The sequence below is a fragment of the Photobacterium sp. TY1-4 genome, from assembly GCF_025398175.1.
In the GTDB taxonomy this organism is placed as follows: Bacteria; Pseudomonadota; Gammaproteobacteria; order Enterobacterales; family Vibrionaceae; genus Photobacterium.
In genome coordinates this window covers 1,710,481-1,734,772 of record NZ_CP099735.1, presented here as the reverse complement: position 1 = coordinate 1,734,772, position 24,292 = coordinate 1,710,481, and the positions used below count along the sequence as shown (strand labels likewise).

23 protein-coding genes are annotated in these 24,292 nt (G+C 54.1%); 10 read left to right on the top strand and 13 right to left on the bottom strand.

Annotated features, from left to right (window positions below):
• Positions 1-222 precede the first annotated feature (222 nt).
• Together NH461_RS24520 and NH461_RS24515 are read right to left on the bottom strand one after the other, a co-directional pair.
• Positions 223-2,841, bottom strand: coding sequence for a cytochrome c peroxidase (locus NH461_RS24520; protein ID WP_261603570.1), 2,619 nt, complete (start codon positions 2,839-2,841; stop codon positions 223-225).
• Positions 2,838-4,505 carry a DUF1566 domain-containing protein gene (locus tag NH461_RS24515; RefSeq protein WP_261603569.1) on the bottom strand — a complete coding sequence of 556 codons (1,668 nt, stop codon included), beginning with the start codon at positions 4,503-4,505 and terminating at the stop codon, positions 2,838-2,840. Before NH461_RS24515 ends, NH461_RS24520 begins: the two co-directional genes overlap by 4 nt.
• A gap of 250 nt (positions 4,506-4,755) precedes the next feature.
• On the opposite strand from NH461_RS24515, the gene NH461_RS24510 reads away from it, so the two are divergent.
• Positions 4,756-5,562, top strand: coding sequence for a substrate-binding periplasmic protein (locus NH461_RS24510; RefSeq protein WP_261603568.1), 807 nt, complete (start codon positions 4,756-4,758; stop codon positions 5,560-5,562).
• A gap of 336 nt (positions 5,563-5,898) precedes the next feature.
• Here NH461_RS24510 and NH461_RS24505 read toward each other — a convergent pair whose 3' ends face one another.
• Entirely contained in the window at positions 5,899-6,843 is a 945-nt protein-coding gene (locus NH461_RS24505; protein WP_261603567.1) for an IS1595 family transposase, read from the bottom strand.
• Between the two features lie 230 nt (positions 6,844-7,073).
• Here NH461_RS24505 and NH461_RS24500 point away from each other — a divergent pair, with 230 nt between their 5' ends.
• Positions 7,074-8,936, top strand: a complete 1,863-nt coding sequence (locus tag NH461_RS24500; RefSeq protein ID WP_261603566.1) for a methyl-accepting chemotaxis protein — start codon at positions 7,074-7,076, stop codon at positions 8,934-8,936.
• Between the two features lie 88 nt (positions 8,937-9,024).
• Here the strand turns inward: NH461_RS24500 and NH461_RS24495 are convergent, their stop codons facing one another.
• The 3 genes from NH461_RS24495 to NH461_RS24485 form a co-directional block, all read right to left on the bottom strand.
• The gene (locus NH461_RS24495; protein WP_261603565.1) at positions 9,025-10,278 is read right to left on the bottom strand and encodes a sialidase family protein; all 1,254 of its coding nucleotides are present in this window, start codon (positions 10,276-10,278) and stop codon (positions 9,025-9,027) included.
• Between the two features lie 75 nt (positions 10,279-10,353).
• Complete coding sequence (locus tag NH461_RS24490; RefSeq protein ID WP_261603564.1) at positions 10,354-10,806, bottom strand: TlpA family protein disulfide reductase; 453 nt, start codon at positions 10,804-10,806, stop codon at positions 10,354-10,356.
• Between the two features lie 255 nt (positions 10,807-11,061).
• A complete protein-coding gene (locus NH461_RS24485) occupies positions 11,062-11,991 on the bottom strand; it encodes a hypothetical protein (RefSeq protein ID WP_261603563.1) in 930 nt (309 codons plus the stop codon).
• A 219-nt stretch (positions 11,992-12,210) separates the two neighbouring features.
• Between NH461_RS24485 and NH461_RS24480 the strand changes: the two genes are divergently transcribed.
• Positions 12,211-12,621 carry a VF530 family DNA-binding protein gene (locus NH461_RS24480; RefSeq protein WP_261604628.1) on the top strand — a complete coding sequence of 137 codons (411 nt, stop codon included), beginning with the start codon at positions 12,211-12,213 and terminating at the stop codon, positions 12,619-12,621.
• Positions 12,622-12,723: 102 nt separating this feature from the next.
• Here the strand turns inward: NH461_RS24480 and NH461_RS24475 are convergent, their stop codons facing one another.
• The 3 genes from NH461_RS24475 to NH461_RS24465 all read right to left on the bottom strand — a co-directional run bounded on the left by NH461_RS24475 (position 12,724) and on the right by NH461_RS24465 (position 14,489).
• Positions 12,724-13,035, bottom strand: a complete 312-nt coding sequence (locus NH461_RS24475) for a type II toxin-antitoxin system RelE/ParE family toxin (protein ID WP_261603562.1) — start codon at positions 13,033-13,035, stop codon at positions 12,724-12,726.
• Positions 13,023-13,280: a type II toxin-antitoxin system Phd/YefM family antitoxin gene (locus NH461_RS24470; protein WP_261603561.1), complete on the bottom strand. Its 258-nt coding sequence runs from the start codon at positions 13,278-13,280 to the stop codon at positions 13,023-13,025. The genes NH461_RS24475 and NH461_RS24470 overlap by 13 nt, the downstream gene beginning before the upstream one ends.
• Before the next feature lie 234 nt (positions 13,281-13,514).
• Positions 13,515-14,489 carry a LysR family transcriptional regulator gene (locus NH461_RS24465; RefSeq protein ID WP_261603560.1) on the bottom strand — a complete coding sequence of 325 codons (975 nt, stop codon included), beginning with the start codon at positions 14,487-14,489 and terminating at the stop codon, positions 13,515-13,517.
• A gap of 180 nt (positions 14,490-14,669) precedes the next feature.
• Between NH461_RS24465 and NH461_RS24460 the strand changes: the two genes are divergently transcribed.
• From NH461_RS24460 to NH461_RS24445, 4 genes are read left to right on the top strand one after another with little or no spacing between them, the layout of a single operon-like run.
• Complete coding sequence (locus NH461_RS24460; RefSeq protein ID WP_261603559.1) at positions 14,670-15,851, top strand: MFS transporter; 1,182 nt, start codon at positions 14,670-14,672, stop codon at positions 15,849-15,851.
• 10 nt (positions 15,852-15,861) lie between these two features.
• Positions 15,862-16,431, top strand: a complete 570-nt coding sequence (locus tag NH461_RS24455; protein ID WP_261603558.1) for a hypothetical protein — start codon at positions 15,862-15,864, stop codon at positions 16,429-16,431.
• Positions 16,424-16,825, top strand: a complete 402-nt coding sequence (locus NH461_RS24450) for a hypothetical protein (protein WP_261603557.1) — start codon at positions 16,424-16,426, stop codon at positions 16,823-16,825. Before NH461_RS24455 ends, NH461_RS24450 begins: the two co-directional genes overlap by 8 nt.
• Positions 16,818-17,435, top strand: a complete 618-nt coding sequence (locus NH461_RS24445) for an SCO family protein (RefSeq protein WP_261603556.1) — start codon at positions 16,818-16,820, stop codon at positions 17,433-17,435. The genes NH461_RS24450 and NH461_RS24445 overlap by 8 nt, the downstream gene beginning before the upstream one ends.
• Positions 17,436-17,558: 123 nt before the next feature.
• On the opposite strand, the gene NH461_RS24440 is transcribed toward NH461_RS24445, so the two are convergent.
• Positions 17,559-18,077 (bottom strand): cysteine hydrolase family protein, encoded by a 519-nt coding sequence (locus NH461_RS24440; protein WP_261603555.1) that lies wholly within the window; start codon positions 18,075-18,077, stop codon positions 17,559-17,561.
• A 162-nt stretch (positions 18,078-18,239) separates the two neighbouring features.
• Between NH461_RS24440 and NH461_RS24435 the strand changes: the two genes are divergently transcribed.
• Complete coding sequence (locus NH461_RS24435) at positions 18,240-19,202, top strand: GlxA family transcriptional regulator (RefSeq protein WP_261603554.1); 963 nt, start codon at positions 18,240-18,242, stop codon at positions 19,200-19,202.
• Positions 19,203-19,270: 68 nt separating this feature from the next.
• On the opposite strand, the gene NH461_RS24430 is transcribed toward NH461_RS24435, so the two are convergent.
• Complete coding sequence (locus tag NH461_RS24430) at positions 19,271-19,936, bottom strand: SDR family NAD(P)-dependent oxidoreductase (protein WP_261603553.1); 666 nt, start codon at positions 19,934-19,936, stop codon at positions 19,271-19,273.
• Positions 19,937-20,001: 65 nt separating this feature from the next.
• The gene (locus NH461_RS24425; RefSeq protein ID WP_261603552.1) at positions 20,002-20,883 is read right to left on the bottom strand and encodes a LysR family transcriptional regulator; all 882 of its coding nucleotides are present in this window, start codon (positions 20,881-20,883) and stop codon (positions 20,002-20,004) included.
• Between the two features lie 164 nt (positions 20,884-21,047).
• Between NH461_RS24425 and NH461_RS24420 the strand changes: the two genes are divergently transcribed.
• Both NH461_RS24420 and NH461_RS24415 read left to right on the top strand, forming a co-directional pair.
• Entirely contained in the window at positions 21,048-22,373 is a 1,326-nt protein-coding gene (locus tag NH461_RS24420; RefSeq protein ID WP_261603551.1) for an MFS transporter, read from the top strand.
• On the top strand, positions 22,370-23,005 hold the full coding sequence (locus tag NH461_RS24415) for a glutathione S-transferase family protein (RefSeq protein WP_261603550.1): 636 nt from the start codon (positions 22,370-22,372) through the stop codon (positions 23,003-23,005). Before NH461_RS24420 ends, NH461_RS24415 begins: the two co-directional genes overlap by 4 nt.
• 91 nt (positions 23,006-23,096) lie before the next feature.
• On the opposite strand, the gene choV is transcribed toward NH461_RS24415, so the two are convergent.
• Positions 23,097-24,290, bottom strand: coding sequence for a choline ABC transporter ATP-binding protein (choV, locus tag NH461_RS24410; protein WP_261603549.1), 1,194 nt, complete (start codon positions 24,288-24,290; stop codon positions 23,097-23,099).
• Between the last annotated feature and the right edge of the window lie 2 nt (positions 24,291-24,292).

Below are 24,292 nucleotides of genomic sequence, written 5' to 3'. Positions count from 1 at the left end.
AACTCATGGCATAATGACTAAAGCGACAATAAGCGGTCGAACAGAAAATAGTGCATTGAAAGATAAGTAAAAAGTCCGAAATCCTACCGGGCATGCCGGCAAAGTTGGCTGCGCAATTGTGCCGGAAGCCACACTCCCTCATACCGGAGCCAAAACGAAAAAAAGCAGCTCCTGTTGAGCTGCTTTTGGCTTGGGTGATTCCGTCATGGAATGCGTAGCGCTTTAGTGCTGTCCGAGCTGCTCGGCCGTGGCAGAGTGCTGCGGACTGTCGGCGGTGATTGCCTGCATGAAGGCTTTCAGGGCCTGCGCTTCCTGCTGGGTCAGATTGAGCGGCCGGATTTTCTCAGACAGCTTCGGATAGTTCGGATCGTACTTGCTCCAGCCAAACGGTGCATTACTGGCCATGCCTTCCGAGTACATGGAGATCACCCCGTCCATGGTATGCACCAACCCGTTATGGAACCACGGCCCGGTATTCATCACATCACGTAGTGACGGCGTTTTGAACTTCCCGACACTGTCACTGTTGCCATCAACGTTGAACTGGCCGAGATCTTCAAAGAACGCCTGATAATACGTCAGGCCGACATTTTCAAAGGCATGGTTGGTCAGCTCCGGTCCCATGTGACAGTTCACGCAGCGCCCGTTGCGGCGGTAAACATCCAGCCCCCACAATTCCTGATCGGTCAGCGCGCTGGTTTCTCCCGTCGGGGCCTGGGCCAGGAATCGGTCAAACCGGCTTTCCTGACTCACAATGGTGCGCTGGAAGGTCGCCAGGGCCATGCCGAGCTGCTCGGCCGTGATCGGCCCCTGACGAAACACCGCTTCAAATGATGCCGGATACGTCGGGTGCGCATTCAACCGCTCGACCAAATGCGGCAGCGACTCAGCCATTTCCAGCGGATCCTGGATCGGCATCAGCGCTTGCTGCTCCAGATCCAGCGCACGGCCATCCCAGAACAGGACCGGCAAAAAGGCGCTGTTGACGATGGTCGGCGCATTCCGTTTGCCCCGCTGGAGATCATGACCGATAGAAACTTCGCGCTGATCGGTCCAGCCTTTTTGCGGATCATGACAGCTGGCGCAGGACACATCTCCGGCCCGTGACAAAAACGTGTCGAAGAACAGTTGCCGACCCAGCTCGACCTTGTCGGCCTGATACGGGTTGGTATGCGGAAACTCAGGTTTGGGCATCAACCCCATGGTTTGATGCTGTGCGATATCATCAACAAACGGCGCTGGCCAGTTCGCCGGGGACGTCGCATAGTCCTGACGCAGCCGGGTCATGTTCGGCTGACCATGATTGTTGAGCGAGCGCGGATCTTCGGTGGCCCGTGGCTCAAACTCCGTCGCCATCAGCAGCACCCGCGCCTGCTGGCCCGGTTGAGCCGGAGCCGGCGTCAAGCCGGAAACGGACGGCAATGCCAGCGTCCCGAACCCGGATGATGTCCGGACCCAGTAATTCCCGGCCTTAGGGTGATTCAGAGACGCCTGATAAAGCAGCGAGTAATCACCACCGGCAACCTCCTGATGCAGCAACATCGCCAGCTCTTCCGCGGTCGGCACCCGCCAGTCGGTACGGCCGCAGGTGTTGGCATCATTGAGTTGCTGTAACAACCCGTCCAGGGTACAGGTGTCCTGATCACACTGAGCAACGTCAGTATCCGCGACGAAGGTGTTGGCAGTGTGCGTCACGTCGTCAGGGTTCGGCGTCAGCCAGTAAACATATGAGAAACGGCCGTCGCGCAGAAACAGGTTATCCCGCACCAGTCCGCGCATATCGTCCAGACAGCGCCACGGCGTCTGCGCGTAGTTGTCCTGCTGCGCCTCCCGTGCCAACGGCTGCCCGTGTGCATTGAGGCGGATAAAGCTCTCCGCTTCCGGCTGCGGCTCAACTTGCTGACTCGGCAGCGTCGGATCACGGTACTCGCCGCTGACCAGCATCACCGAGGCCGGTTTGCGCTTATTCTGGGCCGCCACCGCGTGTCGGTTCGCCCCGAAACTTTGGCGATACGCCAGGTTATCGACTTGCTGCTCACTGGCATCTTCTGCCAGCCAGTACGATTCAAAGCCAACCTGCGGGAAGAAATACGGATCAATCGCGGCCTGGTTGCGATCCAGCGCATAGTCCTGCTCGCTCACCAGGTTTTTCATTTCATAGCCGAACGGTAGCCGCCAGTCGTCCTTGCCGCACCACTGCTGCGCGTTGGCATAGTCGATCAACGCCGCGGTATTACACGCGCTGTCACCCAAAAAACCACTGTCACTCAGAAAGCACTGCGCGGCTAAATTCGGCAGCGTCGCTACCCAATCCTGCCAGGCGTAGGTTTCCTGCGACGGCGCTGTCGGTACTGCCCAGGTGATCCCCTGATGCGTCTCCGCGTCCGAGACGCACTGCCAGTGCGGCGCGGCTGCCGGGTCCTGCAGATCGATTTGAGTAAAGCGCGGCGGATTCTGATCCACCCGCATCAACCAACGGATTTCCGTGACCCGATCAGCATCCACCAACTCAAGCCGGAAGGCATCTGCCCCGCTGGCGGTTGAAGGCGCCTGATAGGTGAGCGTATCGCCCGCGAGAGTCACCTCGCCCAGCTTAGGCGGCTCAATCAACCGCAGGGATTGACCCGGCTTCAGCGCATACTGATAAGAGAACTGCGCTCCTTGCGTCACCTGCGCTTTCGGCGTTAAGGCGACCGTTTGGGTGCCTTCTGTCGTCGGCGGCGTCCCACTCGTTTCACTGCCAACCGCCGGCGACGGCTGGCTCTCAGAGCCGTTACAGGCACTGAGCATCAGGGATACACCCAGCGCGACCGCACTGAATTTCAGGTTCGAGCCATTCATTGCTGCTTCACCGAGGTTGAGATCAGGCGCACCCGATACAGCGAGCTGTTCATTTCACCACTGCTTTCTGCCCATTCCGACTGAAACGCCACGGCCATATGCTTGGTTTCCGGATCGTATTCGTCTGCGGTTTGCGTCCAGTAATAACTGTCCGCTTCAACCACGGTGTCGTTAAAGATTGTGTTCACGTAACCTGCACGGTAAGACATCCCTTCCATGTCAAATGCAAAACTATCCACCAGAAGCGATTTAAGTTCAGTTTCCGTCGGCAGGCGCCAGTCATTGCGGCCACACAGAGTCGCGGCATTGATGGTGTCAACATAGCTGCGGGCCTGCTCAAACGTCATCCCCGGCAGATCTTTGTCCACCCGCTGCCAGAGGATCTGGGTATTTGGCACTTCCGATGCAAAGTAGGTATCTGTGGTACACGCCCACGTTTGAGCCGACTGATCCACCAGCGGCTGACCGGATACGCCGTTTTTGACGAAGCGGTTTTGCCACTTGGTATCTTCATCACCAGCAGCGTTAATTTCCGGCTTCAGGGTAGCCGTGACTTCATCAATGCTGTTCTGGGCATCGTCAGCAATCACCGCGCCACTGACCAGCATGGCCAGACGCGGCTCATTGGTTGAGCGCGGCGGCATCCGGTCATCCGCAAAATCGCTGCCCATCCACATCACATGGGCATCGCCCACCGTCGCATTCGAGCCTTGCCAGTCGCCCGGTGTCGCATCGGCATCATGGCCGTTCGCATATTGGGCAAAGGTGCCGGTCCAATACGCTTCATCATAATTGGCATCCACAAAAGGAAAATAGAAACTGTCGATCGGCGACAGTCGCTGTGCTTCATCAGTGAACTGCTGGGACAGGATGGTTTTCCACTCATTTCGGGTTGGCAGTCGCCAGTCCGATTGACCGCACAGCTGCTGCTGATTTGCCGCAGCGACCAGACTGTCGGTATTGCATGTGCCGGTCAGGCCACACGACGCTTGGGCAAAATCCCGATGGTGCTGGCTGCGATCGCCCCAGTAAAAGCTGGAATCAAACGCAAACTCGCCACTGGCCTGCAATGTTTGCCAGGTCAGGCCGGTTTGCGCGTCCTGCACACACGACCAATCCGTTTTGGCCAGGGTCATCACCTGCTCGTCCGGGCTCAGCACCTGTCCTTCGGTATCGACCTTAAGATAACGCGGCACGAACGTCTGATCGGCTTGCTGATGCTGAGGCAGCGCGTATCCGGACACCTGGTACGCCACGCCATTCACTTGATAACGGATTTCAAAATGATATTGCTGGGCGGAAGCCTGAAGGGAAGCCGGATGGGTATCCGCTTGCTTGAGCGCGACTTGTGCTGCGTAGGGCTGAAACACAAACAGGCCCGTCGCCGGATCGACCGAGGCCCGGCCAAAGTTGGTTTTGATCTGGCTGACTTGATCCGCGGTTTGAACGGAAACACCCGGCGCTTCGAAAGTAAGCGTGGAGACATCAAGATGTTTGATCTGTTGGTGTGTCAGCGCAAGTGTGCGAGCTGTCTGGGCAGAAGACTCACCTTGCGTTTGACCTGGCTTTGATATTGGCGTCCCGGTGCTTTCACTGGTGGCGTGGCTATTGCAGCCGGCCAAAAAAGCGACAGTGAAAAATACTGATAACTGATTGTAATTCATTATTATATTGCATGTGATTATGAGTGGGCGCAGATATTACGATCGCGCATAATCAATTGCAAGTGAAAACAATTCGTATTAACAATACAATCTGACTAGCCGGTATATGGGTCGAGCCCCGGATGCCGCGGCCAATGCGCCACTCATGCACCACAAATGCGCCTGCCTGCCAGGGCGCACATTTCACCGGACAGATGACCAAGAACCATTACACTTAATCGTACCTTGTCCGTTTAGAGGTCATTCAAACATGAGCACCCAAACTGCAACGTCGCTGAAACCGTTTTTCCCGGCTAGCGCACGCTTATGCTGCGCGATGGTGATCGTCTCGGCACTCTCTGTCCCGGATTCCCAAGCTGCGCAAGACACACTCAAAATTGCCATTGCCAACGATATGCCGCCCTATGTGATGGACAATGCCAACAACGGATTAGAAGTCGATGTCGTCAAACAGGCGCTGGCAGACTATGACATCCAGTTCGTCCAAGTGTCATACCGTGATTTGCAAAGCGCCGTGCAGCAACAAGGCGTTGATGCTGCGATTGGCGTGATGGCAGATGACAGTGGCGTATTTTACTCCGACAACCTCATCACATTCGCCAATTTTGCCATCAGTAAGAAGGCCGATCAGCTGACGATTCACACCATCGACGATCTGAAAAAACATCCGGTTCTGACCTGGCAAAACGCTTATACGGAGCTGGGCGGTGCATTCGAATCTCTGTTCTCCCCAGTTTCTGAATACCGTTCCAATTACCGTGAATTTTCCAACCAGGCCGATCAGGTTAGCCAATTCTGGAAAGAGAACGGACAGGTGGCGGTGATCGACCGAAATATCTTTGCCTACTTCACCAAAGCACTCGGACATCCGCTGAATGAGGTGACCTATCACAACCTGTTCCCGGCCGTGACCCACTTCAGGGCCGGTTTCAAAGATGAAGCCGTGATGAAAGCCTTTAATGCGAAGCTCAGTGACATGTGCCAAAGCGGGACATATGCGAAGCTTCTGGAACAACATCACGTCACTTTGGCACGAACGGTATGTGATGATCAGTAATCCGCCAGCACACACCGCCATCCCGGCGGTGTGTGCTCCGCATTGCCCCTTTTTATGATTCAACGAGCGCATATTTTTTCACGGGCATCTATTTTCAACATCAATCCATTGTGCACCGTCTATTCAAATGACGGTCGTGTTCATTTGATTAACTTCAGAAGTTTCATTTTATTCCATCATTATTTTTCGAGCCGTTCGTGAGCACCATCACTTTTTATTTATTGGTTTTTTTATTGACCTCACTGATGATTGACGCCAATCAAAAATAGACGCGATTACTTGGAAAAAAATAATCAAAGCACTGTTCCACCGGATGACTGTCATAAAAATTCTTGATTACCATCGAACCTCAGCTAGCTTAAGAAGACGCTGAGGCATCGGCGCTGTTTGAATACTGGAATAAACTAACTGCTCAAGCATCTTTTCTAAATCAAACCGTCGATTAAACTTGAAGCAAAACTCGGCAAGATAGCGCGGTAAATGTTTGTTTTTGATTGAGTGATAAGTGCCATGCATTGCATTTTTCACATTACTTATCATGGTGTTAACCCACTTGAAATAGGGCAATTCTACGCAATCCGCACCACCGCCAGTTACAATGGCATGGTGAAAGATTTTTGCATCTTCGATACCACGGAAACAAGCCAACCCATCAGAAATGACCAGCGATTTCGGCCTTAAATGAGCCTTAGCCCAACGCGTCAGCTCTGCTTTCTTAAACCCATCAACAGCGGTAAAGCGCATTCGTATTGGGTGACCCTCTTCGTTCATGGATACGGCTGCAACAAATGGACGCTTCCCTTTAGCGCCACGGCCACGGACACCACGCTTCACACCGCCCCAGTAGGCATCGTCAATTTGGACGTAACCATCTAAAGGCGTTTCATCATCTCGCTCTTTCATGGCCTGCATGAGTTTCTGTTTTACTCGCCATGCCGTGTTGTATGAAACACCGAGTTGTCTGGACAACTCAAGAGCAGAGATACCGTTCTTTTCTTGTGTTATCAGGTAAATGGCCAGAAACCAGACCGTTAAAGACAGTTTAGAGTGGGCAAATAGCGTCCCTGATATCAACGAAGCTTGATGATGGCACTGATTACACTGAAATAAGGCGCGTGATTTCAACTGACAATATTTATCATGGCGGCAGTTAGGGCAACGGTAGCCCGTCGGCCAACGCATCTCGAACAATCGTTTCTGGCATTGTTCCTCAGTACCATACATAGTCATAAACTGATGAATAGAAATGCCTTTTTGAAACTGAACTTGATTTTTAGCCATGACTTTACCCTCATGAACTCACCTACATTTAGTATAGTTCAGGGGGCTGAGTATTAGGGGTAATCAAGTAAAAATTTAACCATCATAACCCCTTGTTTGGTGTGGAATTCTCCCTATAATCCGCTCCCGTCCCCATCATCATGAGGAAGTCCCCTCTACCCCTACACCCGAGCTGACAAAAACTATTACACATTCGAGAGATCGGCCTTCGACAGGAGTCACACCCCATCATGACAATTAAAAATATTTTGCGCAGTATGGCTGCGGCGATTGTTATTTCACTGGCAATCTTGATGGCAAGCTCATCTTATTTTTTTTATAAAATAGAGACGGTGATGCAGGCCGCTCAATTCATTTCCGTCATTGAATCCGACATGCTGACGTTACGTCGACATGAAAAAGATTTTCTCGCGCGCAAAAACTTAACTTATAAAGATGAATTTGATGGCCGGTTTACAGAACTAAACGAGCACCTGCAACAGTTAGATACCCATTTAGACGCAGCAGGGATTGCGTTTTCTCAACAGCAGGCGCTGCACGATACTTTTTCGGCGTACCAAACGCAGTTTCATCAGTTGGTGGCCATTCAGCAACAAATCGGGCTGCACGAAAAGGACGGGCTCTACGGCACGTTGCGAGATGCTGCCCATGCGCTGGAATCACTGATCAACCAACAAAACAATGCGCCGTTGCAGGTCCAACTGTTGCAGCTGCGCCGCGATGAAAAAGACTTTATGTTGCGTTTTGCCGACAAGTATATCGACACCTTCAACCGCCGTGTCACCGGGATGGAACGCCGGCTCAACACATCCGGCGCCGCCGCCATTTCGGCGCAGGCGATCCCCCTGTTGCACACTTACCAACAAGCCTTTCAGCAATTTGCCGAGGGCTCCCGGCAAAAAGGTCTCGACAGCACGGACGGTAAAATTGGTCAGCTGAGACACACCATCCGGCAAACCGAAACTTTGCTGGCCGAAGAAGCAGCGTTGCTCAAAACTCAGATCGCCGCGGTCCAATCAGAGGCTAAAAACGTTCAGCTCCTGCTCGGCATGGGGATCACCTTTTTCATTGCAGTCGGCGTCCTGTTCTTCGCCGGTAAAATTTCACACCGCCTGGCGCAGGTGACTCACCGGATGAATGAGATCTCCCATGGGGACGGGGATCTGCGGGCCCGGCTCGATACCCGGGGCCAGGATGAAATTGCAGAGCTCAGCCAGGCCTTCAACACCTTTGTCAGTAAAATCCATCATACCGTCACCGGGGTCACCCACGCGGTCAACCAGCTGGCCGAGACCACAGGTCAAATGGCCGAGGTGATGGCACAGGCCAATGCCGACTCCCTCAAAGAGCGCCAGGATATCAGCCAGATTGCGGCCGCGATGGAAGAGATGAACGTGACCGTTCAGGAAGTGATGCACAGCACCAATCAGACCAAAGATGCTGCCGAGCTGGTCCGCCAGCAAGCCCATACCGGGTGCGATGTCACGCAGCAGGGTCTGCTGGATGTTGAGCAACTGGCGGGGGAAGTCGGCAATGCCTCGGACACGATTCAGAAACTGGTCACCCACAGCCATCATATCAGCGAGGTGTTGGGCGTGATCCAGGGGATCGCCGATCAAACCAATCTGCTGGCCCTCAATGCGGCAATTGAAGCCGCGCGGGCTGGTGAATCCGGCCGCGGCTTTGCGGTGGTGGCCGATGAGGTGCGGAGTCTGGCCTTCCGGACTCAGGATGCCACCCGGGAAATCCTGACCATTACCGGCGACATTCAAACAGATGCCGATGCCGCGACTCAGGTGATGGCGCACAACCTGGCCCAGGCGACCCGGACGATTGCCCAAACCCGTAAAGCCAATGATGCGCTGCTGGAGATCACCGATTCGGTGGATCATGTCGGCGAAATGAACCGCCAGATTGCGGTGGCCGCCGAGCAGCAAAGCCATACCAGCAATGAGATCAGCCAGCACATGGCCGAGATCAGTACGCTGTTCGAAGGATCCGTCGCCGGGATGGCGCAGCTCTCTAGCGCCAACCAGCAACTCGTAACCATGACCCGGGATCTCAAGACGCTGGTCGGTCACTTCAGGCTCTGACGCCCCCCCCCCAAAAAAAAAACGCAAAAAAAACGGGCATCGTTTCACACGATGCCCGTTTCCTGATCCGGTTTGGTTTCGGCCGGTGTTACAACGACACCTGAGCCGTCTTCACCTGCTTGCTCTCCCCCACCTGAGTCCACGACAGGTACAGATTATCGCCTGCAGCTGTCAGTGAAGGAAAGCCGGTCGAGCGGGCCGCTGGGGTCTCTGTAGCAACCACCTTGTTCAGCAGCACACCTTGTGGGCTGTACTTCGCCACCTTAATTTGCGCTGTTGCGCCTTGCTGATCCATCCAGGCCACTGCAATGTCACCGGAATCCAGCGTGGTGATCGCAATCCGTCCCATGGTATTCCCTTTGCTGATCATCACCGGCGCAGCAAAAGTCGCCCCCGCATCGTTTGAAACCGCCAGTTTCACCTGCGCCACATCGCCGCTCATGGTAAACCAGGCCACAGCAACCTGCTCGTTTGCTGCGGTGATCGCCGGACCGTTGACCGGACAGCCTTCGATTTGCCAGTGATCCGCGTACACCGCGGTTGGTTGTGTCCATTGCTGATCGACATAGCGCACCACGGAAATGTCGCGGATCTCAGTTTCGGAGCGATCCCGGTAGGCCACAATCGGCCCTTTGCTGGTCATCGCCGCACTGGTCTGGCAGCAATCACACACCCGGTGATCCAGTTCCCATTCATCGACGGTGTTGCTTTGGCTGTCAAAGATCCCGGCGCGAAGCGTCATCGCGCCGCCACCATGGCCATGAGAATGGCTGCCTTCGCCGTGTCCGCTTTTGGTATAACGGCCGTCAAGCCAGGTGACAAAAGTCTGCTGGCCGGACAGCGGCAACATGCTGACAAAACCATGTTCAGCACTGACACCGTCTTTGTGCGGCGTCATCGCCTCTCCCCACTGTTGGCCGTGATCGCCGGAAAAAGCCACTTTGACATCGTAGTCATACTTGCCATCGGCCCGCTTTTGCAGCCAGTGCGCGGCAAGGCGATCCCCGTCAGCAATCAGGGAGGGGAAGTCCGCCCAGTTCACAAACCAGTTATCCCCGGACGCAATCGTGGCCGGCTCGCGCCAGTGGCCATCCTCAAATGTGGCGTAGCGCAAGCGGCTGATTTGAGTCTCCGCATTCTCTTCCACCCAGGACAGGTACACCTTGCCGTCACTGTTGGTAAACAGGCGAGACAAGCTGCTGTTCATCCCGGCCGGGCTGACCAGCTGATTGACGCTGGGTTGCTGAGGCTGCCCTTGCTGGGATTGAGCCTGTTGGGATTGGGAAGCACATGCGGTCAAAAACAGCAGGGGCATGCTCAAAGCGCAGATCATTCGCTTCATCGGAAGTCCTTCATCATCGTGAATAAATAAATTGGATACGGGTTGGGGTGCAGCAGGCGCTGCAGGGGTCATTTGTTAGGTGGCGCTCTGTGCCGCCGCGAGCGCCTTCTGGATATCTTGCCGGGATTGTTCACCCACCAGCATCTTCACGGGCTCGCCTTGTGGATTGACAATATAGGTGGTCGGCAAGACAACCGGTTGTGGCAGATTGGCCTTAATTTTCGACGGCTCATCCAGCACCGGAAACCGGATGTTCAACCGTTCCATCGTTTCAATCAACGCTTGCCCGGTCAGGCTGTCAAAGTTCACGCCAACCATCATGACTTGGCCGTCCAGCTCTGCCGACAACTGATTAAACGCCGGAATTTCCCGACGGCATGGCCCACACCATTCCGCCCAGTAGTTCACCACCTTCCATTGTCCCTGCCAGGACAGTGCTTTGCCGTAAGCATCCTCAAAGGCATAGGAAAACGGTGTATTCAACAGTCCACCCAGGAGTAAAGTCAGCAGCGTCATTTTTTTGATCATGTGGTTTTTCCGGCAGTGAGAGTCCATGTGCAACGTCCTTTGGCACGTTGTGAAACGCCATTAACATACATTATGAATGCAAGTTATTATTCCGAGACGCGCACACTTTCTTATTAACAAGATGATAACTGGCGAGTATTTGATTTGCATCAACTCTACCCGCAGATGTGAATGACTGGTTATTCTGACAACAATTATGCCCATTTACATCAACTGAACCGGTCCCGGAAACCGCACTTGCTGACTGGCGCCCAGTCAGACATCCTCATCCTGGCTAGCGCTCATTTGATGTTGACGCGCCTGTTGGCTCACGGTCTGTTGTCCCAGCATCTGTCGACTTAGTGCCTGTGGTTTGAGCGTTTGTTGTCTTAGCGTCAGTTGTCTCAATGCTCTGGCATATTCCCGCATGATCCGGGCGTTATCCGCCTTGTTGGCATCCCCGCAAACTTTGCCCCGATAATAGATGTCCGGACTTGAGTAAACCGGCAATCTCAGGTCGTTATAACTCATCACCGTCCCTTCTCCTGAACAGCCATAACCGCGTGCGTAAGGCTTCAACAGATGTTGATTTTCATCCGAAGTCGTTCGGTTCAACCGAAGTGATAGATACGAAAAACAGGTCAGTTCCTGGTGCTGCGCCCAGGCTAAATGGCCCAGTTCATGTTCGACCGTATCATCATCGGCATCATGGGCAATCACAAACATGCGATCGTTCAGTTCGACCGCCGCTTCGCCGGAGAAATCATCAAAATAGCGATCGCTTCGGCCCAGCATCACGCCGTAAAAATGGTTGGGCTGAGCGTGAAGGCGTTCCAGAGCGGGTTTCCCAACCTGACGAACCAATCCCTGATAGACATGCTCAATCATCCACATCGCTTGTTCTGAAAAATCAACGGTCAGGATCTCCCCCATCGCCCGGCGCATCGGGACACAGGAATTGGCCAGGATCTCATTGCTTTTTTCAATGGCGTGATGAAGCCCGCCTTGCACTTCATCCATGCTCCGATCTTTGAGCACACCTTCCGACACGAAAAAATGGATCGGTGTGATAACCACAGGTTCATCCACGCACGAAGGTAATGCCAGCCCGCGCTGGTCAACCTCGATCGGATAGAACACCGGCACAAACGTCAATGCGATACAGGTTGCGATGATGAGATAGGGAATTGCGCGTTTAAAATTCATGTATTGTCATGATTTATCATGGATCGAACCTTGATGGGCAGTCCTTGTGATTCGGAACGATAATCATAGGGAAGAGCGACAAGTTCTGCTATAGTCCCGGCCTCCAATTTTCATGTCACGGTTCAATCATCTGTGCCGCCGCGGCGCGCCATTGAATACTCGTGCGGAAACCACAACCCAACCAGCGTCGGCAAATGAGAAACTGAGGAACGTATGATGATGACTGAAGAAGAAAGAATTGAATTACAACAAAATAATCCCCTGCACGGTCTGAAGTTAGAAACACTACTGCAGGAGCTGGTCGATTTTTACGGTTGGGAAATTCTGGATACCGCCATGCGGTTTAACTGCTTTCATACCAATCCGTCCATTACCAGCAGTGTTAAATATTTGAAAAAAACCGAGTGGGCAAGAGAAAAACTGGAGAACTTTTACCTTTACCGGTTTAAACGTATGCCACGTGCCTCCAGCGAAGAGTTTGAATTGCCGCCACGTGCGCGCACCTTCCCGCACGGCCTCAAGCCCAAAGAGCCGATGGCACTGACGGTGGATTCCATTTTGAAATCACAAGCAAAAGCGGCGTCTGCGCACAAAGAGCGCTCATCCCGCAGTCGCAACTTCCGCCGTTAATTGAGAGCCTCGCAGCAGGTCAAATCACAAAGAGCCAAACATCGTGCCGATGTTTGGCTCTTTTCGTTTTGGGAGGCGACATACGAATTTTCGGTGAATCGCTCACGGCGACGATTGCTGGCTTAACAGGAATTTACGTAGATCTCGCTCTTCACGCATGACATGCAAAATAAAGACTTTGTCGCCTTCTTGTTTATAGAAAACCCGACACAGGCTTACCACAACTTCACGATAGCTTAAATGTTGCAATTCAGGCGGAACACGACCTGATCCTGGAAAAAGTTCCAATCGCTCAACTTTTTCAAATACGGATTGCACAAGTAACTTGGCAGCAACGAGGTTATCGAGTGCGATATATTCAGCAGTTTCATTTAAGTCTGATAAAGCTGGATCGGTCCAAATTACTTCAGCCATTTTGACATTTTTTCCTTGGCTTCAGAATGAGGGGTCACGTTGCCCTCTGCGATCGCTCGCTCACCTCGGGCAATCCCCTCTAACATCGCGAGGCGATTTTGCATGAACTCATAGTCTTCAACATCCACTAAATATGCTGATGGTTTACCGTGCTCAGTGATAAGCACAGGTTCTTTACTGTCGTGAAGATCAGCCAAGATTTTTGTCGCTTGACGCTTTAGGGATGTAACCAGTTCAACTTTCATGACTGCGGCTCCAAAGAAAGACTCATACCAATCACAGTAAATAAGTGTTCAGAAATAGCGCAGGAAAAATGCTTGAGAACAAGGCAGGATTTTTCGATAAGTAGTTATTCTACAATCAAAAATTCTAACGCAGTTATCGAGCATTTTAACAAGCTAGGATGACCAATTATTTACTACGATTGGTATCATGGTGATACTATTCTATCACTTTCAGTCTAGCAAGCATCACGGCGGCTAACGAGTGAAGCGCTCCTCCCAGACAACCAACGGCGGCCAAGTTTCTGCCCAGGTGTAATGGGTACTTTCTCCTATGGCTTCTAACGCTGTGGTCATGTAGTCAATAAATACCCTGACCTTGGCGGGTAAATATTCCCGCTTGGGATAAATGGCAAATACACCATTATCAGGTTGCGGCGGTCTGAAATATGGGTACAGGGATACTAGATCACCGCTTTCCAAACCCTGTTTGGCTAGAAAATGCGGAAGCTGGGCAAACCCCAGCCCATCCATACACAGATACGCCATAGATTCACCGTCATCGGTGATATGCGTGCGTTCCAGCTCATAAGGCTGGTATTCCTCGTGTTCATCCGGCAAAAAGATCGGCTGGAGCTGTTGGGTCTCTTTGACCCGAAAACCAATCCAGCTGTGCTGCTGAAAATCATCGGCGCAACGCGGTGTGCCGTGCGCCGCCAGATATTGTGGCGAGGCGCAAACAAGAAAGTCCATCGGGCTAAGACGCCTTGCCACCAGACGACTGTCTTTCACATAGCCCGTCCGCAGCGCGACATCAATGTTGTTCTCGATAATATCGACGTGTAAGTCATTGATCTCAAGTTCTAGCTTAATGGCCGGGTATTGCTGGCTAAATGCCCGCAACAGCGGACGCAGATAAAGGTGACCGTAGCAAACGGCGGAATTAATCCGCAACGTCCCGCTCGGCGTATCATTCGAATGCTTCAGCTCTTCTTCGCAACTCGTCAGGTCCTGAATCATCTTCCGCACGGTATCGGCATAGCGTTGCCCCGCCGGGGTGATGCGCAACTGTCGGGTGGAGCGTTGAAACAACGTCAATCCGAGCTGCGCTTCCAGCCGACCAATGGCCTTACTGACCGTCGACGGATCCGTGTTACACATTCTTGCCGCGGCCGCGAAGCTCCCGCTATCACATGTGGCCAAAAAGATTTCCAAAGATCTGAATTTATCCATGTGCTATCCCGAATCCGTTCATCCATTCGTTTATCTATTGACTGACTATAACAAGAAAATTCGTGAAAAGAATTCACGACTCTTTGGGAATCCGGCCTATTTTTCCCTCCTTTTCAGATGCATACACTGCAACCATCAACGACAAACAGTGTGACGGAATGAAGCGTTATGTTGAAATTCATGAGTGTAAGAAAATTATCTGACAATCATCCCCTGGCCTACTTTTTCCTCGCCTTCATCGCGATGGCCGGGCTTTCCTATATCAATTATTTACCCAGTGTCGTCAATGCTCTCGCGGGCGGCCTGGGTTTCAGTGATGCTCAGGCCGGACAGGTCGTCGCGCTCAATGGTTATGGCGGACTGCTGGGCAGTACGATCGCCATTTTCCTGGTGCGCCGGATCCACTGGCAGCCTGCCATGTATCTGTTTCTGGCCCTGCTGGCGGTGATTGATATCGGCACCCTGTGGGTGGATCACTATGGTGTGATGCTTGGCTGGCGGTTTCTGGCCGGAACGTTTGGCGGGCTCTGTGTCGGGATCGGCTTTTCCGTACTGGCCTGCTTAAACAACCCGGATCGCGCCTTTGGCACCCTGCTCTTGATCCAGTTCAGTATCGGATCTTTGGTGATTTACGGACTGCCGGCGCTCAAGGCGCTGCTGAACGCCTATGCGGTCTTTGGAGTCATGGCTGGCTTTGTCGTGCTCAGCTTGGCCATGATGCCATTTCTGCCGTCTCTTCCCCGGGACCACAAGTCCGCCGAATCGGCAATGCCGTTGCCCGAATGGTGCAGCAACTCGCTGCTGTTGATGCTGGCCATTACCGTCTATCAGATTGCCGCCAGTGCGGTTTGGGCGTATGTCGGACTCATTGGCCTCGGGGCCGGCATTGATGTTGACCATGTGAGTCTGTCTATCGCCGCAACCGGATTATTGGGATTGCTGGGTGCGATGTTGCCGGTTATCAGCGGCAAGCGTTTCGGCCGTCTGTATTGGGTGATTGCCGGTGGGGTGCTGTCGGTTATCTCTGCGCTATTGCTCAGCATGTCACCGCTGACGCCACTGCTGTACGTGACCGCGATGGCCTTGCTGTTCTTCTCCTGGCCCGCGGTTCAATCCTATTTGTTAGCCGTCACGGCTGAAATGGACCGTAGCGGGCGACTTTCAACCATCGCCGCCGTTGTGTCTTCGGTCGGTCTGGCATCCGGGCCACTGCTCGCGTCCAGCTTGCTGGATCACGGGAACTTCACCGTGATGCTCTACGCCTGCGCCCTGACATTCCTGTCGAGCTGTTTCCTGGTGCTCAAACCGGTACTGGCGCAGGAAAAAACGGGAACAGAAGAAATGACTTCTCAATATCAATAAGGAACCCAATATGATTCGATATACATTCAACAAAATGCTGCTGGCCCTCAAAAATCGGTACGACTACGACGTCCGGTATCAGCAGGATATCCTGGCAACCGATCTGGGCGCGTTTCTGAAGTTTATGGGATTTCAGACTATGGCATCCCATTCAGGGAATGTCCCCGCGGGGCCGCTGTATGCCGCCAGAATCCGCGCCATTCTTTCGGAGGATTGCGGGCCATGCGCCCAGCTTGTCGTCGATATGGCATTGGAAGCCAAAGTCAGCCCCGACATCGTGCAGGCGATTATTGATCAAGACTTGGACAAGCTGCCAAAAGAGATCGCCTTGGTGGTGCAGTTTACTGAGCTGGTGTTGGCGCACAATCCCGAGGCAGATGACTTGCGGGAAAAAGTACGCGATTTATGGGGCAATCAGGGACTGATCACACTTGGTTTTGCCATCAGCGCCTATCGGGTTTATCCGGCCCTGAAATACAGCCTGGGATATGGGAAAGCCTGCTGTCGCATTCTGGTCAGCGAATCGGCATTCGCGCCGAACCGGGATTCAGCGCCAGACCGGGAGGCTGAACATGGTTAACAAACTCAACATCGGCACCGCATTACTGCTTGGGTTGGCAGCGCTGGGAAATGGCGTCTTTATGATAATCGACCCCGAAACCTGGTACTGGCTGGTGCCGGGGGTGCCGGATCGAGGGCCGTTCAACCAGCATTTTCTACGCGATATCGGCATGATTTACATGCTGATCGGGGTGGCCTTCATTTGGGGGGCAATGTACACCCAACATCGCCGGGTGCTGTGGGTCATACCAACGGCCTGGTTGGCCAGCCACGCGATTTTCCACTTCTGGGAAGTGTGGGTGGGGATCTGCGGGCCTGAGTTCCTGGTGATTGATTTTGGCGGCGTGACCTTACCGGCACTGTTAGGACTCTGGCTGGTTTATACCTGCGATAAAGGGCAATCCCATGCGTAAATCCATGCTCACAGCCCTGCTGCTCTGCCTGGGCATGGCCATGAGGCTCACCTTGAATATCGCTGTGTCTGTGGTGCCCCCCGAACCCAGCAAGCAACAAACGATCGAATGGCTCGATAACCCGCGTCCAGTGGCGAACTTCAGCCTGGCATCTGAGGCGGGTACGTTTACCCGCCAATCACTCACCGGGCGTTGGACCATTGTTTTGTTTGGCTTTTTGCACTGCCCTGATATCTGTCCGACGAGTCTGGCCCAGTTGGCCAGACTCGTCGCCAGCCTGGCTGACACACCGACCAACCCGGGCATAGCCTTTGTGTTTGTCTCAGTGGATCCCGGCCGGGATTCGGTGAATGACCTCAGCCAGTATGTGCGCTACTTTGATCCGTCCATCCTCGGCATCACGGGCAGTGAAGCGCAACTGACAGCATTTGCCGACAGCCTCGGCATCCGGTTTGAAGTCTCGCCGGATGATGAAGATTACAGCGTTGCGCATTCCATCAAATTTTCCATCATTGACCCGGAGGGCGTTTTTCGCGGCCGGTTCCCCCCGGGATTTGATGCGACCGCTTTGGCGCGGGAGCTTGCGCTTAGGGTTGAAGCGGATCGCTGAAAGTAATAGGCAAACTTCCACCATTTTAGGGGAATCTACCTGCCGAGCGAGTGAACACCCACCCGCTCGGCCATTAACGTTTTGATTCTTAAGATACGTTGAGTACACCCGCCACCAGCGAAATCAGAATACCTGCTGGCTGTTGATCAGCGGCACCCGAACCGACAGCGCGTTGAGGGCGATCTTGTGAACCATTTCATCGACGGTGGTACAGCAATCCTCAATCACTGCAACTTTATAGGATTCCGCAGCTTTAGATATTGCTGTATGAGTGACACAGTTTTGGGTCATCATGCCGCAGATCAGTAACTCTTCGACCTGATGCTTTGCCAGAATTTCTGCCAACTGCGTTTGCTCAAAACTATCCGCAAATCTTTTCACCACCACGGTGCTATTCGGCGTGCAGTCCTGAATATCCGAATGGATTTCAACACCTTGGCTGTCGGCATTGAAAAAGGGCGCCCTGCCTTTCGCCGGATCGGCCACATGCTGGATCAAAATCACGGGCACCTCCGCAGCATGCGCTTTGGCAATCACAGCCTGAATATTGGTGAGGGTTTGCGCGGTATTCCAGAGCGGATACTGGCCCTCCGGAAAGTAGTCATTTTGTAAATCAATCACCAGCAGTGCTTTCTGAGCCATTGTTATTCTCCTTGTTAATCAGAGGTTGTTCTGAATAAGAGATGATTATTTCGCACTTGCGGCCTGCCCGGCAGTGTCTAAAATGACACAATTCAGGCGAAAACCGACAATCTTGAGCAATAACCTCAGACAATAACCTTGCACGATAAACTTGGAGCCCCCATGGAAACGATTCATATCGGCATCTGCCATTATGCCAATGCACTGAAATCTGCCGTTTACGGGTTAGAAGAGATGTTTGTGCTGGCCAGCCGAATTTGCCGGGAGCAGCAGATCCCGGTTGAATTTGAACCTGTCATTTGTCGTGAACATGACGCAATCTCGGGACCATTTTCGGTGATCATCCTGCCCCCCAGCGTGCACCAACAAGATTACCTCAACCCGCCGCCACAACTCACCGACTGGCTCAAAGCCCAATACGATCAAGGCACCCGGCTCGCCTCAGCCTGTGCTGGCGCCTTTATTCTCGCCGCGACCACGGTAGTCGGCACCCGTGCCATCACCACCCATTGGGGACTTGCCGAACCATTCCACCAGCAGTTTCCGCAGATTGCACTCAACACCAATGACATCCTGATCGATCATGGCGATATCATCACCGCCGGCGGATTGATGTCCTGGTTGGATCTCGGACTGGAGCTGGTCACGCAATACACCTCGTCCAGCGTGATGCACCAGCTCGGCAAGTTGCTGGTTGTCGATACCGCGCGGCGCGAACAACGGTTTTATCAGCGCTTCATCCCGGCTCTGCTGCACGGCGATCAGGCCATTGTGACGGTTCAGCAACGGATGAACCATGACTATGGCACCCCGCTTGCCATTTCCGATCTGGCGGCGCAAGCCAACCTGACTGAACGCACCCTGCAACGGCGGTTCCAAAAAGCAACCGGTTATAATCCCAATCAATATTTACAGCGGCTTCGGGTCCAGAAAGCCTGTGAATTATTGGAAGGCTCGCAACATCCTTTTGAGTGGATTGCCCATCAGGTCGGTTATGAAGATCCCGGCGCCTGTCGTAAAGCATTTCTGAAGATCATGGGACTGACACCACGCGAGTTCAGGGCGCGATTTTCCCGCGAAGAATCCCCGAGCCATCGCCCGCACCGACATCCGCACCACCGTTAAACAGTGCTTCAAACCCCACAAAGGCCAGCAACTGACTGACCTTTGTGACATTTCGGAAAGAATACCGATCAGTTTCGGTTAAGGGTAATGTCAGACACGAAGCCGTGCTCGGTGGCGATCAGTGCCTGCTTGAGCATGTGCGCCGCTTCCTCGGCCGTCATAAAGCCCGAAATATCCATGGCTTTGCCGCTGGTGGCCCAGAAATCCGTTGCCATGCCGCCCGGATAGACCGCAATCAGCTTCATCGGACTGCCTTTGAGCTCCAGACGCACCGACTCGACCAGCCCGCGCACCGCCCACTTGGCCGCACAATAGGTGGATTCCCCAGCCTTGGCGACTTGCGCGGCGGGCGACATGACCACCACCACCTTCACCGGATGCTCACGATAGCGCTTCACCAGTTCCTGCAGCAGGTAGATCGTCGATTTGACGTTATTGTCGAGCAGCGCGCTGATCGCTTGCGGATCTTGCTGTTCAATCGGCCCGAAATGGCCGCTGCCTGCGCAGTGGATCACCATCTCAGGGATCGGTTCCAGATCGTCAAACAACGCCGACACCGTCGCCGGATCACCAAGATCAGCAGCTCTCGCTTCGACGTTCCCCGACATATTACCGGCAACCTGAGACAGACGCTGATGATTGCGCCCTGTCAGCAATAACCGTTTACCCTCGCAGCTGTAGCGCTGCGCCAGGGCAGCCCCCAAACCGCTGCTTGCACCTGTAATAACAATCATATCCCTGCCTTTGATTGAAAAAATGACTTGTTTATTTTACATAGCCAGCCCGGTATCCATTCAACTCAGGCCGCACATTCGCCATGCACGTCTTCCAGCGTCCGGGCAAAGCGGGACAAGGCCGGACTCCAGGCCGAGGGTTTCGGTGTCACGAAGTAAGTTTCGACCAGACCCAAGCCTTGTGGGAGGGGATGATAATGAATCGGGTAGCGACTTTGATATGCCTGAACAGTGGCTTCCGGCAACAAGGCATAACCCATCCCGGCCACGACACAGCCCAGAATCGCCTCCAGCGTGCCGAATTCGACCACTTTCGCTGCGGCAATGTCATTTGCAGCCAGAAACAGCTCAATGCGATGGCGGTAACTGCATCCCTGCCGGAACGCGACGAAAGTTGCACCAAGCAACTCGGTGTGACTCGGCAGCCCTTGAAACGGCCGGGCCGAGACCAGCACCAGATGCTCGGTAAACACCGGTGTTGAGACAAACTCAGGATGGGTGATCCCCCCGGCGACAAACACACAATCGAGCGTTCCCTCCAGCAGTTGCTGCGACAGCTGGGCCGTGGGTCCGGTTTGGAGTTGTAAATCGATCTGTGGGGATTCGCCGTGGAACTGCGCCAAAACCGGCGGTAAACGCAGCGCCATGGTGGTTTCCATCGCGCCAATGCGCAGCGCACCGGTGTGGGGATGACCCAGCTGAAACTTCTGGCAAGCCTCATCATGGAGCCGGAGCATCTGCTCGGCGTACCCCATCAGCTCCCGTCCGGCCGGGGTCAACACAGCGCGGCTTTTCTTACGAAGCAAAAGTTGAACACCGAGTTCATCTTCCAGCTTCTTCACATGGGCCGTCACATTCGACTGCACGGTGTGCAACTGTTCAGCCGCAGCGACAAAACTACCGGTTTCCGCCACGGTCACTAACATTTTTAATGATTTTAGCTGCATTTCGGGGCTCCCTGCACCAGACACATTGCTCAATATATCTCAAAAAGTGATTTTTATAATCACCATAAATCGTTTTTTAATATCCAGACAGCATGCAAACATGGGGCAATTGCGGGGGTGCCATTTCACGCCACAACACCCGCGCTTGAGCAAAGGACGCGCTTATGAATCAAAGCATGAACAGCACGGCAGCCAGCGCGTTATGCGTCGGTCTGAATACCACCATCCTCGGAGTTGGCCTGTCGCGATTTGCCTATACACCCCTGATCCCGGCCCTGTCCGAACAGGGCTGGTTTCTACCCGCGCTAGCCAGCTATCTTGGCGCTGCTAATTTGATCGGCTACCTGATCGGGGCCTTCACCGCCCATCAATTATCGGAATGGCTGGGTGCCAGGCGCACCCTTCTCATCGCGATGGGACTGGTCGTGGCCAGCTTTGTGCTTTGCGCCAGCCCGGCAGCGTTTGGCTGGTTTGCCTTCTGGCGCTTTATCGCGGGCATGGCCGGGGCGATTCTGATGGTGGTCGGCCCTTCGCTGGCACTGCAATATACCGACGCCCGCAACCGACCAATCATAGCAACCATGATTTTCATGGGCATCGGTCTGGGGATTTTGATCTCTGCCTGCCTGATGCCCTACCTGCTATCCCTTGGCCTGTCGACCACCTGGCTGGCCCTTGGCGGTCTGTCGCTGCTCTCTGCTGCCCTCGGCGGACTGAGCCTGAACCAACTCCCGGTACGACCCATGGAACACACCACGAATACGACTCAGTCACGTGCTCCGCTGCCCTCAGCAGTCTGGCTGATTGTGATTGCCTATGGCTTCGATGCCGCGGGCTTTATTCCGCACACGATTTTCTGGGTTGATTTCCTGACCCGCGAGCTGACCATTGGCCGCGACGCAGCATTGCTGCAATGGGCGATTCTGGGGGGTGGCGCGATGCTGGGTCCGGTGATTGCGAGCCGTTTGGTCAAATTCGGCGGCTGGCACCAGGCATTAATCAGCGCCTATCTGCTCAAGACCCTGGCGATTGTCATTCCCGTCGCCAGCCACTCCCTACTATGGCTCTCCCTGTCCTCTTTTCTGGTTGGCGCGATGATCCCGGGGATCGTCTCGCTCACTTCCGGGTACCTGGCTGAGATTGTCGGGGTTCAACGACACAAACACGCGTGGGGACTGGCGACCGCCGGGTTTGCCGTCGTTCAGGCCCTGTCCGGGATGGCGATGTCTGCTTTTTATGATCAAGCCGGCAGCTACGCGCCCCTGTTTCCGCTCGCGGCCGGTTTGATGGCCATCGGTATGCTGGCGATCGGGTTCAGCCGCCATGTTTCCACCGTACCCCATGAGGCAGCCAAGCCTGACCTTGAAAGTCAAGACCCTACGAATCCCGGCAACGCGCAGCCGAATACCACGGAACCATCTACCAGACGACAATTTACCAAACGACAGTCCACCAGAGCGACCACCCCACAGACGATGGAAGACCAATGAAACTTTATCTCAATGCGACCTCACCCTACGCCCGGGCGGTTCGTATCGCAGCCATTGAAAACCAACTCGACCAGACCCTTGAGCTGGTTTGGGTCGATCCCTGGCAATCCCCTGAAGCGCTGCTCGCCGTCAACCCGGCGGCCAAAATTCCGGTGCTGGTGACCGATGCCGGTGCGCCCATCACGGAAACGCTCAATATTCTGTTTTATCTGGATCAACAGGCACCAAACGGACCGCAGCTTTTGTCTCCGTTGCCCTCTCATCCACAATCCCTGACCTTACTCGGATACGGCCAGGCACTGATGGATGCCACGTTTCAAACGGTGATTGCCCGCAAACATGACGGTAACCGTGCCGATCAGCATGAACTCGGCCAACGGCGCATCCAGGCCATCCACCGCTTGCTAGCCGCAATTGACCATCATCTAAGGGATCATCAAAATCATTTGAGAGATGAACGGCATCTCACCCAAACCGGTATCCCAATCTGTGATGTGGTGATTGGCATTGCGCTGGCCTACCTCGACTTCCGCCTGAGCGAGATCCCATGGCGCTCGGATTTCCCGGCCCTGGCAGACTGGATGGAAAGCGTCGAAGCTCGAGAGAGTTTTGCAGTCACGCGGTTTAAATAGGCACGTGGCTGCGCACAGGTGAAGCCACTTCAAACAAAAACGGCGACCCGAAGGCCGCCGTTTGTTTCAATGGATAAGATTCTGTCGCGCGTTACGCCAACTCGGCTGAGAAGTGTTTTCCCAGCAAGGCATGATAGAAATCGTTGTCCGACAGCACGCCTTCGAGGCGTTTCTGGGTGCCCAGCAGGATCGGCTGGCCGGTACGGTAGCGGATTTCCAGCGCATCGCGCATCGAGATATCCGGCGTGGTCATCACCACCTGATTTGCCTCCAGCGCATCAAGGTTATCCCCTTCCTGCCACTGCTGCACATTCAGGGCTTCGTCCTGACGGGTCACCGCCAGCACTTCGCCTTCTGCCGAGGTGCTGACACAAGTCTTGTCGTTCCGGTTCAGCACCAGCATGTCATCCAGTTTCTCCAATGCCCCGGCATCGGTCATCAGCGAGCGGCCACGCAGCACGTTCAGCGGATTGGTATGAGCGACGAAATCCTGGACATACTGGGTGTTTGGCTTGAGCACAATCTCTTCCGGCTTGCCGTGCTGGATCAGTTTGCCTGATTCCATGATGGCAATGTTGTTGCCGATTTTCAGCGCTTCATCCAGATCGTGGCTGACGAAGACAATGGTCTTGTTCAGCTTGCGTTGCAGCACCAGCAGCTCATCCTGAAGTTGGCTGCGGATCAGCGGATCGAGCGCCGAGAACGGCTCATCCATCAGCAGGATGTCGCTGTCCATGGTAAAGGCGCGGGCCAGGCCGACCCGCTGCTGCATCCCGCCGGACAGTTCATGCGGATACTTGTCCTGCCACTCGGCCAGACCAACCATCTCCAATTTCTCCATCGCGCGGCGTCGACGCTCGGCTTTGCCAATCCCCTGCATTTCCAGGCCGAAGGCGGCATTATCGAGCACGGTCAGCCAGGGCATCAGGGCAAATTTCTGGAATACCATGGAAATGCGTTCTGTGCGCAGGTGACGCAACTGGGTCGCATCACAGGTGGCCAGATCGATCACCTGATCGCCGTCTTTGACTTCCAGCGCGCCGCGGCTCACCTGGTTCAGACCGTTGATGGTGCGCAGCAGGCTGGATTTACCAGAGCCGGACAGCCCCATCAGCACGCAAATCTCACCTTCCTGGATATCCATGCTGACATTATCCACCCCGACGACATCGCCGGTAGCCTCAATGATTTCCTGACGGCTTTTGCCCTCGTCGAGCAACGCCAGCGACTTGGCACTGTGCTGACCAAAAATCACATCCAGGTTTTGAATTCGAATGGCAGTCATGA

Excerpts from the sequence above, each read along its gene's own strand:
- NH461_RS24485 (WP_261603563.1), bottom strand. The coding sequence starts at position 11,991 with ATGAATTTTAAACGCGCAATTCCCTATCTCATCATCGCAACCTGTATC.
- NH461_RS24455 (WP_261603558.1), top strand. The coding sequence starts at position 15,862 with ATGATTCGATATACATTCAACAAAATGCTGCTGGCCCTCAAAAATCGG.
- NH461_RS24490 (WP_261603564.1), bottom strand. The coding sequence starts at position 10,806 with ATGATCAAAAAAATGACGCTGCTGACTTTACTCCTGGGTGGACTGTTG.
- NH461_RS24510 (WP_261603568.1), top strand. The coding sequence starts at position 4,756 with ATGAGCACCCAAACTGCAACGTCGCTGAAACCGTTTTTCCCGGCTAGC.
- NH461_RS24465 (WP_261603560.1), bottom strand. The coding sequence starts at position 14,489 with ATGGATAAATTCAGATCTTTGGAAATCTTTTTGGCCACATGTGATAGC.
- NH461_RS24440 (WP_261603555.1), bottom strand. The coding sequence starts at position 18,077 with ATGGCTCAGAAAGCACTGCTGGTGATTGATTTACAAAATGACTACTTT.
- NH461_RS24505 (WP_261603567.1), bottom strand. The coding sequence starts at position 6,843 with ATGGCTAAAAATCAAGTTCAGTTTCAAAAAGGCATTTCTATTCATCAG.
- NH461_RS24515 (WP_261603569.1), bottom strand. The coding sequence starts at position 4,505 with ATGAATTACAATCAGTTATCAGTATTTTTCACTGTCGCTTTTTTGGCC.
- NH461_RS24470 (WP_261603561.1), bottom strand. The coding sequence starts at position 13,280 with ATGAAAGTTGAACTGGTTACATCCCTAAAGCGTCAAGCGACAAAAATC.
- NH461_RS24445 (WP_261603556.1), top strand. The coding sequence starts at position 16,818 with ATGCGTAAATCCATGCTCACAGCCCTGCTGCTCTGCCTGGGCATGGCC.
- NH461_RS24500 (WP_261603566.1), top strand. The coding sequence starts at position 7,074 with ATGACAATTAAAAATATTTTGCGCAGTATGGCTGCGGCGATTGTTATT.
- NH461_RS24425 (WP_261603552.1), bottom strand. The coding sequence starts at position 20,883 with ATGCAGCTAAAATCATTAAAAATGTTAGTGACCGTGGCGGAAACCGGT.
- choV (WP_261603549.1), bottom strand. The coding sequence starts at position 24,290 with ATGACTGCCATTCGAATTCAAAACCTGGATGTGATTTTTGGTCAGCAC.
- NH461_RS24415 (WP_261603550.1), top strand. The coding sequence starts at position 22,370 with ATGAAACTTTATCTCAATGCGACCTCACCCTACGCCCGGGCGGTTCGT.
- NH461_RS24475 (WP_261603562.1), bottom strand. The coding sequence starts at position 13,035 with ATGGCTGAAGTAATTTGGACCGATCCAGCTTTATCAGACTTAAATGAA.
- NH461_RS24430 (WP_261603553.1), bottom strand. The coding sequence starts at position 19,936 with ATGATTGTTATTACAGGTGCAAGCAGCGGTTTGGGGGCTGCCCTGGCG.
- NH461_RS24520 (WP_261603570.1), bottom strand. The coding sequence starts at position 2,841 with ATGAATGGCTCGAACCTGAAATTCAGTGCGGTCGCGCTGGGTGTATCC.
- NH461_RS24435 (WP_261603554.1), top strand. The coding sequence starts at position 18,240 with ATGGAAACGATTCATATCGGCATCTGCCATTATGCCAATGCACTGAAA.
- NH461_RS24480 (WP_261604628.1), top strand. The coding sequence starts at position 12,211 with ATGACTGAAGAAGAAAGAATTGAATTACAACAAAATAATCCCCTGCAC.
- NH461_RS24460 (WP_261603559.1), top strand. The coding sequence starts at position 14,670 with ATGAGTGTAAGAAAATTATCTGACAATCATCCCCTGGCCTACTTTTTC.
- NH461_RS24495 (WP_261603565.1), bottom strand. The coding sequence starts at position 10,278 with ATGAAGCGAATGATCTGCGCTTTGAGCATGCCCCTGCTGTTTTTGACC.
- NH461_RS24450 (WP_261603557.1), top strand. The coding sequence starts at position 16,424 with ATGGTTAACAAACTCAACATCGGCACCGCATTACTGCTTGGGTTGGCA.
- NH461_RS24420 (WP_261603551.1), top strand. The coding sequence starts at position 21,048 with ATGAATCAAAGCATGAACAGCACGGCAGCCAGCGCGTTATGCGTCGGT.